The sequence below is a fragment of the Streptomyces sp. NPDC004732 genome, assembly GCF_040609235.1.
In the GTDB taxonomy this organism is placed as follows: Bacteria; Actinomycetota; Actinomycetes; order Streptomycetales; family Streptomycetaceae; genus Streptomyces.
Genome location: NZ_JBEXJR010000004.1, coordinates 422,055 through 436,166, shown reverse-complemented (window position 1 = coordinate 436,166; position 14,112 = coordinate 422,055). Strand labels below are relative to the sequence as shown.

Here is a 14,112-nt window from a genome sequence, read left to right as displayed (position 1 = left end):
CCGAGAGGAGGGGACAGGACATGACCGACCGCAGCACCCGTCCACAGGGCGGCAGCCACGCCGTCGTCCTCGGCGGCAGCCTCGCCGGACTCTGCGCGGCGGCCGCACTCGCCCCGCACGTGGAGCGGGTCACGCTCGTGGAGCGCGACCGCTACCCGGACGAACCGCGCTGGCGCCGCGGCGTGCCCCAGGCCCGCCACACCCACAACCTGCTGGGCGCGGGACAGCGCTCCCTCGAACTGCTCTTTCCCGGCCTCCTCGGCGAGCTGCGCGACCTGGGCATGGTCGAGGTCCGCATGCCGCAGGACATGCTGCTGATGGTGCCGGGCGGCTGGGTGGACCGCTTCGAGGGCCCGCACCTGGTCCTGTCCGGCTCGCGCGACCTCCTCGACTGGGCCGTCCGCCGTCGGCTGCGGCAACTGCCCACCGTGGAGATCCTGGAAGAGACGGAGGCCGTCGGCCTCGTCGCCGGACCGAGCGACACGGTCCGCGGCGTACTGCTCCGCGACCGGCGCCCCGAGGCGCGCGCCGGTGGCGGCCAGCCGTACGAGCAGGCGGCCGACCTGGTCGTGGACACCACCGGCCGCGGCTCCCGGGCCCCGGCCTGGCTCAAGGATCTCGGCTACGGCACGCCCGAGGAAAGCGTCGTCGACGCGGGCTGCGCCTACTCCACCTGCATCCTGGAACCCGCTCCTGAGCACACCGCCGACTGGAAGTGCATCCTGCTCCAGTCCACACCGGAGGAGCCCCGCTCGGGCATCCTCAACCCCATCGAGAACGGCCGCTGGATGGTCTCCGTGGCCGGACTCGGCGGCGAGCGCCCGCCGCTCGACCACGCGGGCTTCGTCGACTTCGCCAAACGCCTGCGCAGCACCGCCCTGTACGACGCGATCCGCGACGCGAAGCCCCTCGGCGACGTGTACGGCTCCGGCCGTACGGAGAACCGCTGGCGCCACTTCGAGCGGCTGCCGCGCTGGCCCGACCGCTTCCTCGTGCTCGGCGACGCCGTCGGCGCCTTCAACCCGGCCTACGGGCAGGGCATCTCCGTCGCGGGCATGAGTGCGCTCGTACTGCGCCGGGCCCTGGAGCGGAACCCGGCCCAGGGCACCCACCCTGCCCCGGGCACCCCGCGGATCCCGGACGGCCTGACCGCCTCCTTGCGCAAGCCGATCGCCGACTGCGTGGAGGCCGCGTGGATGCTTTCGGGCAACGCCGACCTGGCGTACCCGGGAGCCTCCGACGGCCCGCTGCCGCTCGCCGCACGGCTCGGCAAGCGCTACACCGACCGGCTCCTCAAGGTGGCGACGACCGACCGGACCGCGGCCATCGCCCTGCTCGACATGACCCACCTGCTGGCCCCGCCCCAGGCCGTGTTCAGGCCGCGGGTGCTGGCCTCGGTCCTGCGCGGCCCGAGAACCCCGCCCTCTCCGTCGGCCCCACTGCCCACACCTACCCGAGGGAAGCTCATGACCACCGAGTCCGAACGCATGGTGAAGGTCTACCGCAAACGGGCCAAACGCTATGACCTGACCTCCAACCGCCTCTACCTCATCGGCCAGCGCACGATGGCCTACAAGCACCTGGCCCTGGAGCAGCTCGCGCTGCGCCCCGGCGACACGGTCGTCGACGCGGGCTGCGGCACCGGCCACAACCTGCCGCTGCTCGCCGAGGCCGTGGGTCCGACAGGACGGGTGATCGGCGTGGACCTCACCGACGCCATGCTGGAACAGGCGGAGGACCGGGTGCGAAGCGCCGGACTCACCCAAGTCGAACTGGTGCAGGGCGACCTGACGACCTACCAGTATCCGGAGAACGTCCGCGGGATCACCGCCTGCTTCTCGCTGACCCTCATCAGCGAGTACGCCAAGGTGATCGAGCGCGGCTACGAGGCACTCGCCCCCGGCGGGCGCTGGGTGGTCCTCGACTACCGCCTGCCGGGCTGGTGGCCCGACCGGCTCATCCCCGCGCTGGGCCCGATGATCGCCCCGTTCGGCGGCGACACCAGCATGGTGCAGCGCCACCCGTGGGAGCCGATCCAGGAGGGCGCCGCCCGCCACCGCGTGCTGACCCGGTACGGCGGCTGGGTGTACGTCGCGGTCGGGGAGGCTGCGGGGCGGTAGGGCGCCACCGCAGGGAACGGCAGGATCGTCAGACCCCTCAGACCCTTCAGACGCCTCAGACGCCGTCCTTGTGCCCGTTCGCGACGAGCAGCTGCTCCATGCTCTTGTGGGCGGGCCCGGCCTTGGTGTTGCTCTCGTCGTGGAAGAGCCTGAGGTACTGGATGAGGGCGCCCACACACGTGTCGCGTTTGTCGTACTCGGCGTTGTCGACGAGTCGGCAGTCCTTGGAGATCTCTCTCGTCGTCCCGTCCGGACCCGTGTACAAGGGGTGCCAGATCAATGTGACGTTCGGGTTCAACCGCTGGACCCGTTGGAGCTCCGGGACTTCGAGCCTGATGAGGATGCTGTCCGGAGAGTAGGCCCGCACGAAGATGTGCACGGGTCCGGTGGCGAGGGACACGAAGGCCTTGGACAGGATGCTCCACATCGGCCCTGTCAGCTTCCAGTCCGGATGCATCTCCAGGACGTTGAGCACGCTGCCGATCCGGGTCCGCGCCAGCGGTGTGTGGCCCTTCTCGTACGCGTAGTCGTTGACCTCGATACCGCCCGCCCACAGGGCCATGGTGGGCGTCTTGATCTCCAGATGCTGGGTCATGAGCTTGACGAATTCCTGGTACCACGTGTTCGTCGCACGGATTTCGCGCTGCTCCTGGCGGTCACTCGTTCTCGCCGTGGCCTCGTCGTTCAGCGCACCCTGCGAGTCGACTCCGCCGAGCAGGAGTTGCCAGGCGTCGTCGGCGTCGGCTCGGGGAATGCCCGCGGCCTCCGTCAGTTCCTGGTAGGGCCCCCACTCGGGATGCTCCGTGGGCCTCGCGGCGTAGTGCTCGTTCAGGGCGCCCGCCTGGCGCTGCACCCAGTGAGTCGCCGCCGCGTTCCCCGCGCGCTGCTGAAGCGCGGCCATCCCGGTGCGGGACGTGCTGGGCGCACCACGCCCGGCGACGGCCCGCGGCACCGCCTGCGCCTCCGGGGCTCTCCGTTGCTCACGCATGCCTTCTCGTCCTTCTGGTCGATGTCGTCGAGCGTAGGGAGGCGACGGCGAACGGACGAGGTACGGGAGGGCAGCCCTGCGGGCATGTTCGCCCTCGGGAGCTGTCAAACCCTTCCGAATCGGCCACGATGGTGCGATCCGGGGCACGGGAGATGGGGAGCTGATGGCAGCGGCATGGGCGAGCGTGTGGCCGGTCCTGTTGGCCGTGGTGCTCGTCGCCGTGTTGGGCGGTGGCGGGTACGGACTGTGGCAGGCGCACCGGAGCGCGGTCGGGAAGGACCGGGCGTGGCGGCGGGAGGAGGAAGCCCGGGCGCGGGAGCTGTCGATGACGGAGGTCGACGCGCTCTCCTGGCAGGACTTCGAGCGGTACGTCGCCGACCTGTGCCGTCGGGACGGCTGCACGCAGGTCGTCGTCAGCGGCAAGAGCGGTGACCTGGGCGCCGATGTGATCGGCTACCTCGCGGACGGCCGCAAGCTGGTGATCCAGTGCAAGAAGTACGCGCCCGAGCGCAGTGTGTCCTCGCAGGACATGCAGAAGTTCCTCGGCACGGCCCGCAACGAGCACGGCGCGGACGTCGCCCTGTTCGTCACCACCTGCCGCAGGTTCACCGCGGCCGCCTTGGGCCTGGCGGTGCGGCACGACATCGTTGCGCTCCACCGCGATCTGCTGGGTGCCTGGGTCAGGGGCGCCCGGCTGGACAGCCTGATCCCGTTGAACGGCCACGGCGACGGTCGTGCGCAACGCCCCTCGCCTGCCTGACACCTGACAGTGGGCGCTGCCCCCGTACTCGATGCGTAGGGCCGATCGGCCCCGGGCCCTACCCGCCCGGCCCCTGGGAGCCACCTCGTGCCGCGCCGACCCTGGAGGGGACACCCCGCCCTCAGGAGGCCCGAGATGACGTACGACGAGCGAAGCCGACCGCCGGTCCACGCGCTGCTCGCCGATGGGACCACCGCCTGCATACGGGATGTCAGCTCCGACGATCTTGCCCGGCTCCGAGGTCTCTTCGAGGGGATGTCGCCCGAGAACCTGCGGCGTCGCTTCTTCGTGGCGGGCAACCGGTGTGCCGCACAGGCAGCGGACCGTTCCTGTGCGCCTCCTCGGCCCGGCCACCGCGCACTGCTGGCCGAGGCCAAGGGCCGTGTCATCGGCCTGGTCGAGTACGAGAGGACGGACGGGACCGCCACGGCGGAGATCTCGCTCGCCGTGGCGGAAGGGCTGCACCACCGAGGGATCGGGACCCTCCTCCTGGAACACCTCGTCTCCGCCGCCCGTGCCGAAGGCATCACCGCGTTCACCGCCGACGCACTCGCCGAGAACCACGAGGTCCTGAAGGTCTTCGCCGATCTCGGACTGCGCACCGCCCGGCGCTTCGACGGCCCGGAGGTGCGCTGCACCATCCAGTTGAGAGAGGAGGAAGAGACGTATCTGACAGCGGTCGAGGCGCGGGGCCGGGCGGCAGACGTCGCCAGCCTCGAACCGCTGCTGCGGCCCGACTCGATCGCCGTGGTCGGGGCGGGCCGCAGGGCGGGCTCCGTCGGCCGTGCCGTCCTGCGCAATCTGCGCACGGGGGGCTTCACCCGGCAGCTCTTCGCCGTCAATCCGAACGTCTCCTCGCTGATGAGCGTGCCCGCCTACCCTTCGGTCGCCGCGCTCCCCCAGGTCCCCGACCTCGTGGTCCTCGCCGTGCCCGCCCCGGCTCTGCCCGCCACGGCAGAGGAGTGCGGGAAAGCGGGTGTACGCGCCCTCGTGGTCGTCACGGCCGGACTGGACGCCGAACAGTCCGCCGCCGTACTCGCCACCTGTCGGCTGTACGGGATGCGCCTTGTGGGTCCCAACTGTCTTGGCATCTCCAACACGGACAAGGAGCTGTCGCTGGACTCGACCTTCGCCGCGCGGCACCCCCGTCGAGGGACGGCCGGTCTGGCCGTGCAGTCGGGCGGCGTGGGCATCGCGCTGCTCGACGGAGTGTCCCGGCTCGGCCTCGGCGTCTCCAGTTTCGTCTCGCTGGGCGACAAGTACGACGTGAGCGGCAACGACCTGCTCCAGTGGTGGGAGTGCGACGGCGTGACCGATCTGGCGCTGCTGCACCTGGAGTCCTTCGGGAACCCCCGGGCGTTCTCGCGGACCGCGCGGCGGGTCACCCGGCACATGCCCATCCTCACCGTCGACGCAGGGCGGACCCGGGCAGGGCGTCGGGCCGCCGCATCGCACACCGCGGCGGCCGCCACCCGGACCATGACCCGCCAGGCCCTGTTCACCCAGGCAGGCATCACCGCCACCCGCACCATCGGTGAACTCCTGGAGACCGCCGCCCTGTTGCACGCGCAGCCCGCGCCCGCCGGAAACCGCGTCGCCATCGTCACCAACGCGAGCGGCGCCGGGGTCCTCGCGGCCGACGCCTGCACCGAGGCCGGGCTCGCCCTGCCGCTGCTGCCGATCCCCCTCATCGACGAGCTGCTCGCCACCCTCCCCGAGGGGGCCTCCGCCACCAACCCGGTCGACGCCACCGCCGCCGTCACCGAGAGCCAGCTCAAGAACGGCGTGGACCGGCTCATGGCACACGACGGCATCGACGCCGTGCTGGTGGTGCTCGTGCCCACCGCGGTCGCCGCGGCCACCGGCGACGATCTCGTCCGGGCCCTCACCCACGCACCCGGCCATCACGCCCGGACGATCGCCGCGGTCCTCCTCGACCAAGCGCTGCCCGTAAGGCTGTTGGCGACCGCGGGCGGCGGCTCCATCCCCTGCTACGGAGATCCACAGCCCGCCGCGCGGGCCCTGGCCCACGGGGCCCGACGGTCTCAGTGGCTGGCCCGCCCACCCGGCAGCATCCCGGACATCCCCGACGTGGAGACGTCCCGCGCCCACGACGTGGCCGAGACCTGGCTGGCCGGGCACCCGGACGGCGGCTGGCTCGATCCGAAGACCTGCGCCCAACTCCTCGCCTGCTACGGCATTCCCCAGCTCCCCTGGGCCTGGGCCGAGACCGAGGACGACGCCGTCATGGCGGCCGAGCGGCTGCGCGGCCCGGACGGCAGAGTCGTACTGAAAGCGCACTGGCCCGGCCTGGTGCACAAGAGCGAACAGCGGGCGATCCACCTCGATCTGCAGGGTGACAGCCAAGTACGCGCCGCCTACCGGGACTTCGAGGTCCGCTTCGCCGGGCTGCTGAGCGGTGTGGTGGTGCAGCCGCTCGCCGAGCGCGGTACCGAGCTGTTCGCGGGCGTCGTCCAGGACGGGGTCTTCGGCCCGCTCGTCCTCTTCGGGCTCGGCGGCACGGCCACGGATCTCCTCGCCGACCACGCGGCCCGGCTGGCCCCGCTCACCGACCTGGACGTGCACGACCTGATCACCGCACCCCGCTGCGCCCCGCTGCTCTTCGGGCACGGCGGGAGCGGGCCTGTGGACCTCGAAGGACTGGAGCAACTGCTGCACCGGCTGTCGCGGATGGCCTGCGACCTGCCGCAGCTCGCCGAGGCCGACTTCAACCCCGTCCTGGCCCGGCCGGGCGGCGTCACGGCACTCGACGTACGCGTACGCCTGCTGCCCCGGACCGCCAACGACCCCCATCTGCGCCGACTCCGCTGAAGGCTGAGGGCTGGAAGGAGACAGAGATGAAGCACAGCAAGATCGGTTCCGTGATGGCCGGTGAGGTGGTCAGCGCCGGGTACGGCACCCCGTTCAAGGACGTGGCCAGGCTCCTGTCCGAGCACCGCATCAGCGGGCTGCCCGTGATCGACGTCGACGACAAGGTGATCGGTGTCATCTCGGAGACGGACCTGTTGGTGCGCGAGGCCGAGGCCCCCGCTCCGTACCGGCCGCAGCCCCGCTTCCGGATGTCGTGGGCCAGGCCCTCGGCGCGGAAGTCCCGGGCGAAGGCCACGGCCCGTACCGCGGGGCAGCTCATGTCCACGCCGCCCGTGTGCGTGCACGCCGAGAACACCATCGCCGAGGGCGCTCGCCGGATGGCCGAGCACAAGGTCGAGCGGCTGCCCGTCATCGACGACGAGGACCGGCTGGTCGGCATCGTGACGCGCAGGGACCTGCTCCAGGTGTTCCTGCGCCCGGACGCCGAGATCCGCCGCGAGGTGATCGCACAGGTCCTGGTCCACACCCTGTGGCTGGCCCCGCAGAGCATCGAGGTCGAGGTGGAGAACGGCGTGGTGACCCTCGCCGGGTCGCTGGAGCGCCGCAGCGAGGTGCCCGTCGCGATGCACATGACGCGTGAGATCGACGGCGTGGTCGCGGTCCTGGACAGGCTCACCTACCGCGTGGACGACTCCCACCTCCGGCCGACCGAACAAGCCCTGCGCGGCGTCGCCGACGACTGGCTGCGCAAACTCTGAGAGGGGGCGGACCACCATGACCGTCAAGGTGCTGGTCGCCTACGCGACGAAGAACCGGTCCACGGCCGAGATCGCCCGCACCCTCACGGAGGTCTTCCGCAAGCAGGGCATCGACGCCGAGATGAGGTTGGCGCGCGACGTCGGCGAGCTCCAGGTGTACGACGCCGTGGTGCTCGGCAGTCCGCTCTACGAGGGGCAGTGGCACAAGGACGCCCGCCGGTTCGCCAAGCGGCATCGGGAGGCCCTCGCAGGGCGGCCGGTGTGGCTGTTCAGCAGCGGCCCCCTTGATGAGTCGGCGAATGAGGGCGACCTTCCGCCCGTGCCCTCCGTGCGTCGCATCAGCATCCGCATCCAGGCCAGGGAGCACGTCACCTTCGGCGGCTGTCTCTCCGACGACGCGCAGGGCTGGATGGCACGGATGATCGTCAAGGCAGGAAAGGGCGGGGACTTCCGCGACTTCGAGCAGATCTCGGCGTGGGCGCAGCGCATCGGCGCCACCCTGCTGGGCGAGCCCGCGACGGACCGGGGCGGACAGCCATGACTTCCTCGTAGCCGCTGAATGCACAGAACCTGGGACGACCTGCTTCGGCGTCTCCATGGGCAGCGGCCCCGGGGCCGAGACGGACAAGAACAACGAGATGAGCAGGACGAACGCGAAGGAGACGGAGCGATGAGCAGCACCCCGCCCATGATGGCCGCACTTCCCGCCGAGCACCGCGCACGGCTGATGCGGATCGCCCGGCAGGTGTCCTTCCCTGTCGGGACCCGGATCTTCGAGGAAGGCGGTCACGCCGACCGGTTCTGGATCGTCCGCACCGGGTCGGTCGTCCTCGACATGCACGTCCCCGGTCGCCGCTCGCCCGCGATCGAGACGATCGGTCACGGCGAGCTGCTCGGCTGGTCCTGGCTCTTCCCGCCGTACGTCTGGCAGCTCGGCGCCGTGGCGCAGAGCCCGGTGCGGGCCGAGGAGTTCGACGCTCTCGCGGTCCGTCTGATGTGCGAGGACGACCCGGCGCTCGGCGCGCTCGTCGGCCATTGGGTGGGCCGCGTCCTGGCGCACCGGCTGCAGTCGGCCAGGACGCGTCTCCTCGACCTGTACGCCCCCTACGGAAGCGGACAAGGCGTACGGGGGTGACCGCCGTGCCAGTTCCCTACCGGGTCGTCGCCCGTTGGGCGGAGACACCGGACACGGCCACGCTCCGTCTGGAGCCGGTCGGGGGGCCGCTTGCCCCCTTCGCGCCGGGGCAGTTCGCGCTGGTGTGGGCGTTCGGCCTGGGCGAGATCCCGCTCTCGGTCAGCGCCATCCCCACCACCGGCGGGCTGGCGCACACGGTGCGCAGACTCGGCGCCGTCTCCGCGGGGCTGTTCGCCGCCGAGGTCGGTGACGAGCTCGGGCTGCGCGGACCCTATGGCACCGGCTGGGAGCTGGAGAAGGCCCACGGGCAGGATCTCCTGGTCGTCGCCGTGGGCATCGGACTGGCCCCGCTGCGCCCCCTCGTGAGGGACGCGGTGGCGGATCCGAAAGCGTACGGACGCCTCAACGTCCTGGTGGGTGCGCGCACTCCCGCGGACCTGATGGCGAAGGCCGAGACCCGGCTGTGGCGGACCGCCTACACCGGGGTGGTGGTCGACCGGCCCGCCACCGGTTGGACGGGCCGCACCGGCGTCGTCACCCAGCTGATCGGCCAGGCGCACTTCACCCCGCGCGACACCACCGCGTTCGTGTGCGGACCCGAACCGATGCTCCGGGCGACGGCCCGTGAACTGCTGCACCGGGGAGTGCCCGGCGACCGCATCAAGGTCTCCCTGGATCGCAACATGCACTGCGCGACCGGCCACTGCGGAGACTGCCGGCTCGGCCCGCTGCTGCTGTGCAGGGACGGCCCGGTCGTCACCTGGAGCCGGGCGGAACCTCGCAAGCTGGCCTCCCGCGACGGCTGGCAGCTGGTCGAGGGCTCTGTATCTCCTGCGCCACCCCCTTCCTCGGCCTGACCGTCGCCCGAACGTAGCCACCGCCCGCACTCCATCTCCCGGGAGGACGCCGTGCTCCACTCACCGCGCACCGTGAGCGACGTGATGACCCACACGGTCATCGCCGTGGGCCGCGAGGCCCCCTTCAAAGAGATCGTCGCCCTGATGGGGCAGTGGAACGTCGGCGCGCTGCCCGTCCTGGCGGGAGAGGGCCGGGTGATCGGTGTGGTCTCGGAGGCGGATCTGCTGCCGAAGGAGGAATTCCGCGACAGCGACCCTTCCCGCTTCGACCAACAGCGCCGCCTCACCGACCTGGCCAAGGCCGGTGGCATCAGCGCGGGCGAGGTGATGAGCACGCCCGCCGTCACCGTGCACCCGGACGCGACCCTCTCGCAGGCCGCCCGCATCATGGCCCAGCGGAAGGTCAAGCGCCTCCCCGTGGTCGACGCCAACGGGCTGCTGCAGGGCGTGGTCAGCCGCAGCGACCTGCTCAAGGTGTTCCTGCGCACCGACCAGGAACTCGCGGACGAGGTGACCCGCACCGTGACCGCCCTGCTCTTCCCGGACCGTGCGGTCACGGTGGTCGTGGAGAACGGCGTGGTCACGCTCGGCGGTGAGATCCGCGACCGCACCCTCGTCCCGGTCGCCGCCCGGCTCACCCGTGCGGTCGAGGGCGTCGTGGACGTACGCATGGATCTCTCCGAACCCGATCAGGCACCGCCCCGATGAAGACCAGGCGCTGACCGCCCTTCGCGCGCACCCGGAGGGAGCTCAGGTCTCAGGTCGAGGCGGCACGCGCCGGGCGCGATGGGGCCCACTCGGCCCTGGTGCGGGCCCCGTCGACGCGCAACGATCAGGTCGGGGGACCGCAGACATCCAGGGGGCAATCAATGACCGCACGCACCTTCTCGTCGGCACGGCCGATCCGGGTCTTCCTCCTCGACGACCACGAGGTCGTCCGCAGAGGAGTGCACGACCTGCTCGACGCGGAGCCCGACATCGAGGTCGTCGGTGAGGCGGGCACGAGCGACCAGGCACTGGTCCGTGGCCCCGCCCTGCGCCCCGACGTGGCCATCCTCGACATCCGCCTGCCGGACAGCGACGGCATCACCGTCTGCCGCGAACTGCGATCGAAGATGCCCGGGGTCGCTTGTCTGATGCTGACCTCTTTCGACGATGACGACGCCCTCCTGGACGCGATCATGGCCGGCGCAGCGGGCTACGTCCTGAAGCAGATCAAGGGAACCGACCTCATCGACGCGGTACGCACCGTCGCATCCGGCCAGTCGCTGCTCGACCCGGCGACCACGACCCGTCTGATGAGCACGCTGCGCGGCCCGGACGAGCCGCGGGAGCCGGACGGCAGGCTGTCCGGCCTCACCGAACGCGAGCGGGACATCCTCACCCTGATCGGCGAAGGCCTCACCAACCGTCAGATCGGCAAGCGGCTCTACCTCTCCGAGAAGACCGTCAAGAACCACATCTCCCGGCTCCTGTCGAAGCTCGGCGTGGAACGGCGCGTCCAGGCCGCGGTGCTCGCCGCCCACCTAGAAGCCGAACGCCCCTCCGACCGCCCCCGCTGACCGCCCTCGTCGGCCGACGGCCGCCCTCATCGGCCTGCCAGCGGAACGCGCCACTCCAGCCGCGTGCCCCCGTCCGGCCCCGCATCCAGACACAGCGAGCCGCCGAGGTTCTCGGCCCGCTCGGCGATGTTCCGCAGGCCGCTGCGGCGTCCGCTGCTGCCGATGCCGACCCCGTTGTCCGCCACGGTGAGGGTGAGCTCCCCACGGCGTACGACGACGGAGATCTCGGCGGCCGATGCCCGCGCATGCCGGACGATGTTGGCGAGCGCCTCGCTCAGCACCGCCACCGCCTCGTCGGCGATGGCGGCCGGTACATCGGTGTCGATCAGACCTTCCATGCGCAGCGCCGGTGTGAAGCCCAGCACCGCGACCGCTTCCTCCACCGTCCGGGCGGTGCGCACCCGCAGCCCGGGACTGCGGGTCGTGTGCGCCTCGTGGGCCCGCAGGCCGAAGATGGTGGAGCGGATGATCTTAATGGTGGTGTCCAGGTCGTCCACCGCGCGCGTCAGGCGCTCGGACGCCTCGGGGTGCTGGACGAACCGCTGTGCGCTCTGCAGGGTCATGCCGGTCGCGAAGAGGCGCTGGATGGCCAGGTCGTGGAGGTCCCGGGCGATCCGGTCGCGGTCCTCCAGCAGGCTCATCTGCTCGGCGTCGCGCCGCCGGTCCGCCAGCTCAAGGGCCACTGCCGCCTGTCCGGCGAAACCGGGCAGCGGAGCGGTCTCGGCCTCGCCGAAGGCGGGCCGTCCGCTCCGCCGGGCCAGGACCAGCACGCCGCGCAGCCCCTCCGCAGTACCCATCTGCACCGCCACGGCGGGCCCCATGCCCTTCCACCGCTCCGGCGCGAAGGTGACCCTGGGATCACCGGCGACGTCCCCGGTGGCCACCAGCCCGCCCTCACGCAGCGCCGCCCCTGCCAAGGTCCCTTCCCGGGGAATGAACTGCCCCTGATGCACCTCCGAGCATTCACCGAGTGCCAGAGCCCCCTCCAGCTCGTCCCGCTCCGCCACCACGAGGTCCACCACACCGATGTCGGCGTTGGTGATCTCCCGCGCCCGCTCGACCATCAACTCCAGTACGCGGGCCTCCGACGCACCGGACAGCAGGGCGCTGGTGAACTCGGAACTCGCAGCCAGCCAGCGCTCCCTGAGCCGCGCCTCCTCGTAGAGCCGGGCGTTCTCGATGGCCACCCCAGCCGCCACGGCAAGCGTGGAGAGCACCGCTTCGTCCTCGGCGTCGAATTCGGCGCAGCCGCGCTTCTCGGTGAGGTAGAGGTTCCCGAACACCTCCTCCCGCACCCGGATGGGCACCCCCAGGAAGGAATGCATCGGGGGGTGATGCGGCGGGAACCCGGACGACGCCGAGTGCTCCGACAGCTCCCGCAGCCGCAACGGCTCGGGGTGCCGGATCAGCTCACCGAGCAGTCCGTGCCCCGAAGGCAGATCCCCGATCTGCGCCTGCAGTTGCTCGTCGATCCCCACCGGCAGGAACTGGTCCAGCCTGCTCCCTGCACCGATGACGCCGAGCGCCCCGTACTCCGCGTCCACGAGTACGACGGCGGTCTCGACGATGCGCCGGAGCACTTGCGGAAGATCGAGTTCCCGCCCCACCGAAAGCACCGCTTCCAGCAGCCCGTGCAGCCGGTCCCGCGTACCGCGAACGGCAGTGATCCGCCCCTCGAGCTCTTCGAGCAGCTCATCCAGCCGCAATCGCGTCAGCTGCCGCGCTTCGTTGCGCGCTGTCTCCCCACCCATGTGTGCCTCCGCCGAAGTCGCCAGACAGGGCGTCGCAGGTACGGCCTTCACACTAGTGCCGCGACGGGACCGGTTCACCCACCTGAAGAACTGACGGACCCTGACCGTCACCGCTGAAGAAGCTCATTGGATCAGGTCGGTGTGCGGGTGCTCCGGCGATACCGGGCAGACGTAGAGCTGCATGTTGTCGGTGCTGCCGACTTGGACCGCGGTCGGCTGCGTGGGGCTCCGGCCCGCGACGCGACCGGCGGACTCGGCGGCTTGATCCTCGTACGGTACCCAGCGGCCCGATTCGCCGTCCCATTCGAAGGAGGCGATGGTCAGCAGCGGGACCATCCGGGTGTCGCAGACTGCGCAGAAGCAGGGAATCGGGTCGGTGCGGCCCCACGGGGGCCAGCCGCCGACCTTCCAGCCGGGAGCGTCGGCCAACTCGGCGTCGTAGAACTCCTGCGGATATTCCGCGTACGAGCTGTCCACGCCGACGTCAGCTGCCTGCCATCTGCTCCAGTCCCCGACCAGTTGCCGAAGTTCCGCACTCAGATCGAAGGAGTTGGGGTACTCGGTGATCTGTTCCGGTGCCAGCAGACAAGGCTCCGGCACATAGGAGCCTCCCCAGTCCGCCTCATACGGGCTCGGCGGCACGGCGAGGACATCGCCGACCTCCGCAGAGCTTCGCCAGAACAGGGCGGTCGCAGGCTTGACATCCGGTTCGTGGTCATGAGGGCACCACAACACCTGGAGCACGTCGGCCTGTTCGGGCGGCCGCAGCATCGGTACGTCGCGCACGTACAGCTGAGCCACGGGCAGCATGGGGACCGGGCACTCGGCGGGCGGAGGGCCCGCCTCGAGCCGCCGCATGAGTGCCGCGTCGTTGCGCTCCTTGATCGCCGACTCTTCAGGCGTGTACTCCGGGCCTTCGGGTTCCCGGTGCAGCCGGGCCTGCCTGCGTCTTTCGAGAAGAACTGCCGCCGGGTACTCGCGGAAGCCGCTGTTCTGGTGTTCTGCGCTCTCGCAGTGCGGCCATGGCTCCCCGGCCGGCCACAGCAACGGCCCCCCGACCGAGCTGTCCCACACGGAAGGCGACCCGGGGCGCGGGTGCAGCCGAGTTGCCTCTCGCGCCAACGGAGCCAGCTCAGGAAAGACCGCGGTCACGTCGAACGGACGCGGCGGAGTATTGCGTACGAAGACCATGCCTGCGATCTTGCCACCAGCCACTGACAGTCCCTTGGCCGTCTCGACCGGCGTCACCGAGTTATGCGTATCCCCCGTCAGCAAGGTCCCGCTCCCCACCGGGCTGCGCTATGCAGGAACAAGCCCTGCGAGTGCGCAGCCGGTGCGCCTCGACGGGC

Annotated in this window: 12 protein-coding genes; 9 read left to right on the top strand and 3 right to left on the bottom strand. The window is 71.1% G+C overall.

Annotated elements, in window-relative coordinates; genetic code table 11:
* Positions 1-20: 20 nt before the first annotated feature.
* A complete protein-coding gene (locus ABZV77_RS14220) occupies positions 21-2,120 on the top strand; it encodes a methyltransferase domain-containing protein (protein WP_356255254.1) in 2,100 nt (699 codons plus the stop codon).
* Positions 2,121-2,175: 55 nt separating this feature from the next.
* Here ABZV77_RS14220 and ABZV77_RS14215 read toward each other — a convergent pair whose 3' ends face one another.
* Positions 2,176-3,108, bottom strand: coding sequence for a hypothetical protein (locus ABZV77_RS14215; protein ID WP_356255251.1), 933 nt, complete (start codon positions 3,106-3,108; stop codon positions 2,176-2,178).
* Positions 3,109-3,271: 163 nt separating this feature from the next.
* Here ABZV77_RS14215 and ABZV77_RS14210 point away from each other — a divergent pair, with 163 nt between their 5' ends.
* The 8 genes from ABZV77_RS14210 to ABZV77_RS14175 all read left to right on the top strand — a co-directional run bounded on the left by ABZV77_RS14210 (position 3,272) and on the right by ABZV77_RS14175 (position 11,012).
* Positions 3,272-3,868 carry a restriction endonuclease gene (locus tag ABZV77_RS14210; RefSeq protein WP_356255248.1) on the top strand — a complete coding sequence of 199 codons (597 nt, stop codon included), beginning with the start codon at positions 3,272-3,274 and terminating at the stop codon, positions 3,866-3,868.
* A gap of 135 nt (positions 3,869-4,003) precedes the next feature.
* Positions 4,004-6,700, top strand: a complete 2,697-nt coding sequence (locus ABZV77_RS14205; RefSeq protein WP_356255245.1) for a GNAT family N-acetyltransferase — start codon at positions 4,004-4,006, stop codon at positions 6,698-6,700.
* A gap of 26 nt (positions 6,701-6,726) precedes the next feature.
* Positions 6,727-7,458: a CBS domain-containing protein gene (locus tag ABZV77_RS14200; protein ID WP_356255242.1), complete on the top strand. Its 732-nt coding sequence runs from the start codon at positions 6,727-6,729 to the stop codon at positions 7,456-7,458.
* 16 nt (positions 7,459-7,474) lie between these two features.
* Positions 7,475-7,999 carry a flavodoxin domain-containing protein gene (locus tag ABZV77_RS14195; protein ID WP_356255240.1) on the top strand — a complete coding sequence of 175 codons (525 nt, stop codon included), beginning with the start codon at positions 7,475-7,477 and terminating at the stop codon, positions 7,997-7,999.
* A 129-nt stretch (positions 8,000-8,128) separates the two neighbouring features.
* Positions 8,129-8,593: a cyclic nucleotide-binding domain-containing protein gene (locus ABZV77_RS14190; protein WP_356255237.1), complete on the top strand. Its 465-nt coding sequence runs from the start codon at positions 8,129-8,131 to the stop codon at positions 8,591-8,593.
* A complete protein-coding gene (locus ABZV77_RS14185; protein ID WP_356255234.1) occupies positions 8,590-9,450 on the top strand; it encodes an FAD/NAD(P)-binding protein in 861 nt (286 codons plus the stop codon). The genes ABZV77_RS14190 and ABZV77_RS14185 overlap by 4 nt, the downstream gene beginning before the upstream one ends.
* 51 nt (positions 9,451-9,501) lie before the next feature.
* Positions 9,502-10,158, top strand: coding sequence for a CBS domain-containing protein (locus ABZV77_RS14180; RefSeq protein ID WP_356255231.1), 657 nt, complete (start codon positions 9,502-9,504; stop codon positions 10,156-10,158).
* A 161-nt stretch (positions 10,159-10,319) separates the two neighbouring features.
* Positions 10,320-11,012, top strand: a complete 693-nt coding sequence (locus ABZV77_RS14175; RefSeq protein ID WP_356255228.1) for a response regulator transcription factor — start codon at positions 10,320-10,322, stop codon at positions 11,010-11,012.
* A 26-nt stretch (positions 11,013-11,038) separates the two neighbouring features.
* On the opposite strand, the gene ABZV77_RS14170 is transcribed toward ABZV77_RS14175, so the two are convergent.
* Positions 11,039-12,763, bottom strand: a complete 1,725-nt coding sequence (locus tag ABZV77_RS14170; RefSeq protein ID WP_356255225.1) for a GAF domain-containing protein — start codon at positions 12,761-12,763, stop codon at positions 11,039-11,041.
* A 123-nt stretch (positions 12,764-12,886) separates the two neighbouring features.
* Complete coding sequence (locus ABZV77_RS14165; RefSeq protein WP_356256062.1) at positions 12,887-13,954, bottom strand: hypothetical protein; 1,068 nt, start codon at positions 13,952-13,954, stop codon at positions 12,887-12,889.
* Positions 13,955-14,112 lie beyond the last annotated feature (158 nt).

Excerpts from the sequence above, each read along its gene's own strand:
- ABZV77_RS14220 (WP_356255254.1), top strand. The coding sequence starts at position 21 with ATGACCGACCGCAGCACCCGTCCACAGGGCGGCAGCCACGCCGTCGTC.
- ABZV77_RS14215 (WP_356255251.1), bottom strand. The coding sequence starts at position 3,108 with ATGCGTGAGCAACGGAGAGCCCCGGAGGCGCAGGCGGTGCCGCGGGCC.
- ABZV77_RS14210 (WP_356255248.1), top strand. The coding sequence starts at position 3,272 with ATGGCAGCGGCATGGGCGAGCGTGTGGCCGGTCCTGTTGGCCGTGGTG.
- ABZV77_RS14205 (WP_356255245.1), top strand. The coding sequence starts at position 4,004 with ATGACGTACGACGAGCGAAGCCGACCGCCGGTCCACGCGCTGCTCGCC.
- ABZV77_RS14200 (WP_356255242.1), top strand. The coding sequence starts at position 6,727 with ATGAAGCACAGCAAGATCGGTTCCGTGATGGCCGGTGAGGTGGTCAGC.
- ABZV77_RS14195 (WP_356255240.1), top strand. The coding sequence starts at position 7,475 with ATGACCGTCAAGGTGCTGGTCGCCTACGCGACGAAGAACCGGTCCACG.
- ABZV77_RS14190 (WP_356255237.1), top strand. The coding sequence starts at position 8,129 with ATGAGCAGCACCCCGCCCATGATGGCCGCACTTCCCGCCGAGCACCGC.
- ABZV77_RS14175 (WP_356255228.1), top strand. The coding sequence starts at position 10,320 with ATGACCGCACGCACCTTCTCGTCGGCACGGCCGATCCGGGTCTTCCTC.
- ABZV77_RS14170 (WP_356255225.1), bottom strand. The coding sequence starts at position 12,763 with ATGGGTGGGGAGACAGCGCGCAACGAAGCGCGGCAGCTGACGCGATTG.
- ABZV77_RS14165 (WP_356256062.1), bottom strand. The coding sequence starts at position 13,954 with ATGGTCTTCGTACGCAATACTCCGCCGCGTCCGTTCGACGTGACCGCG.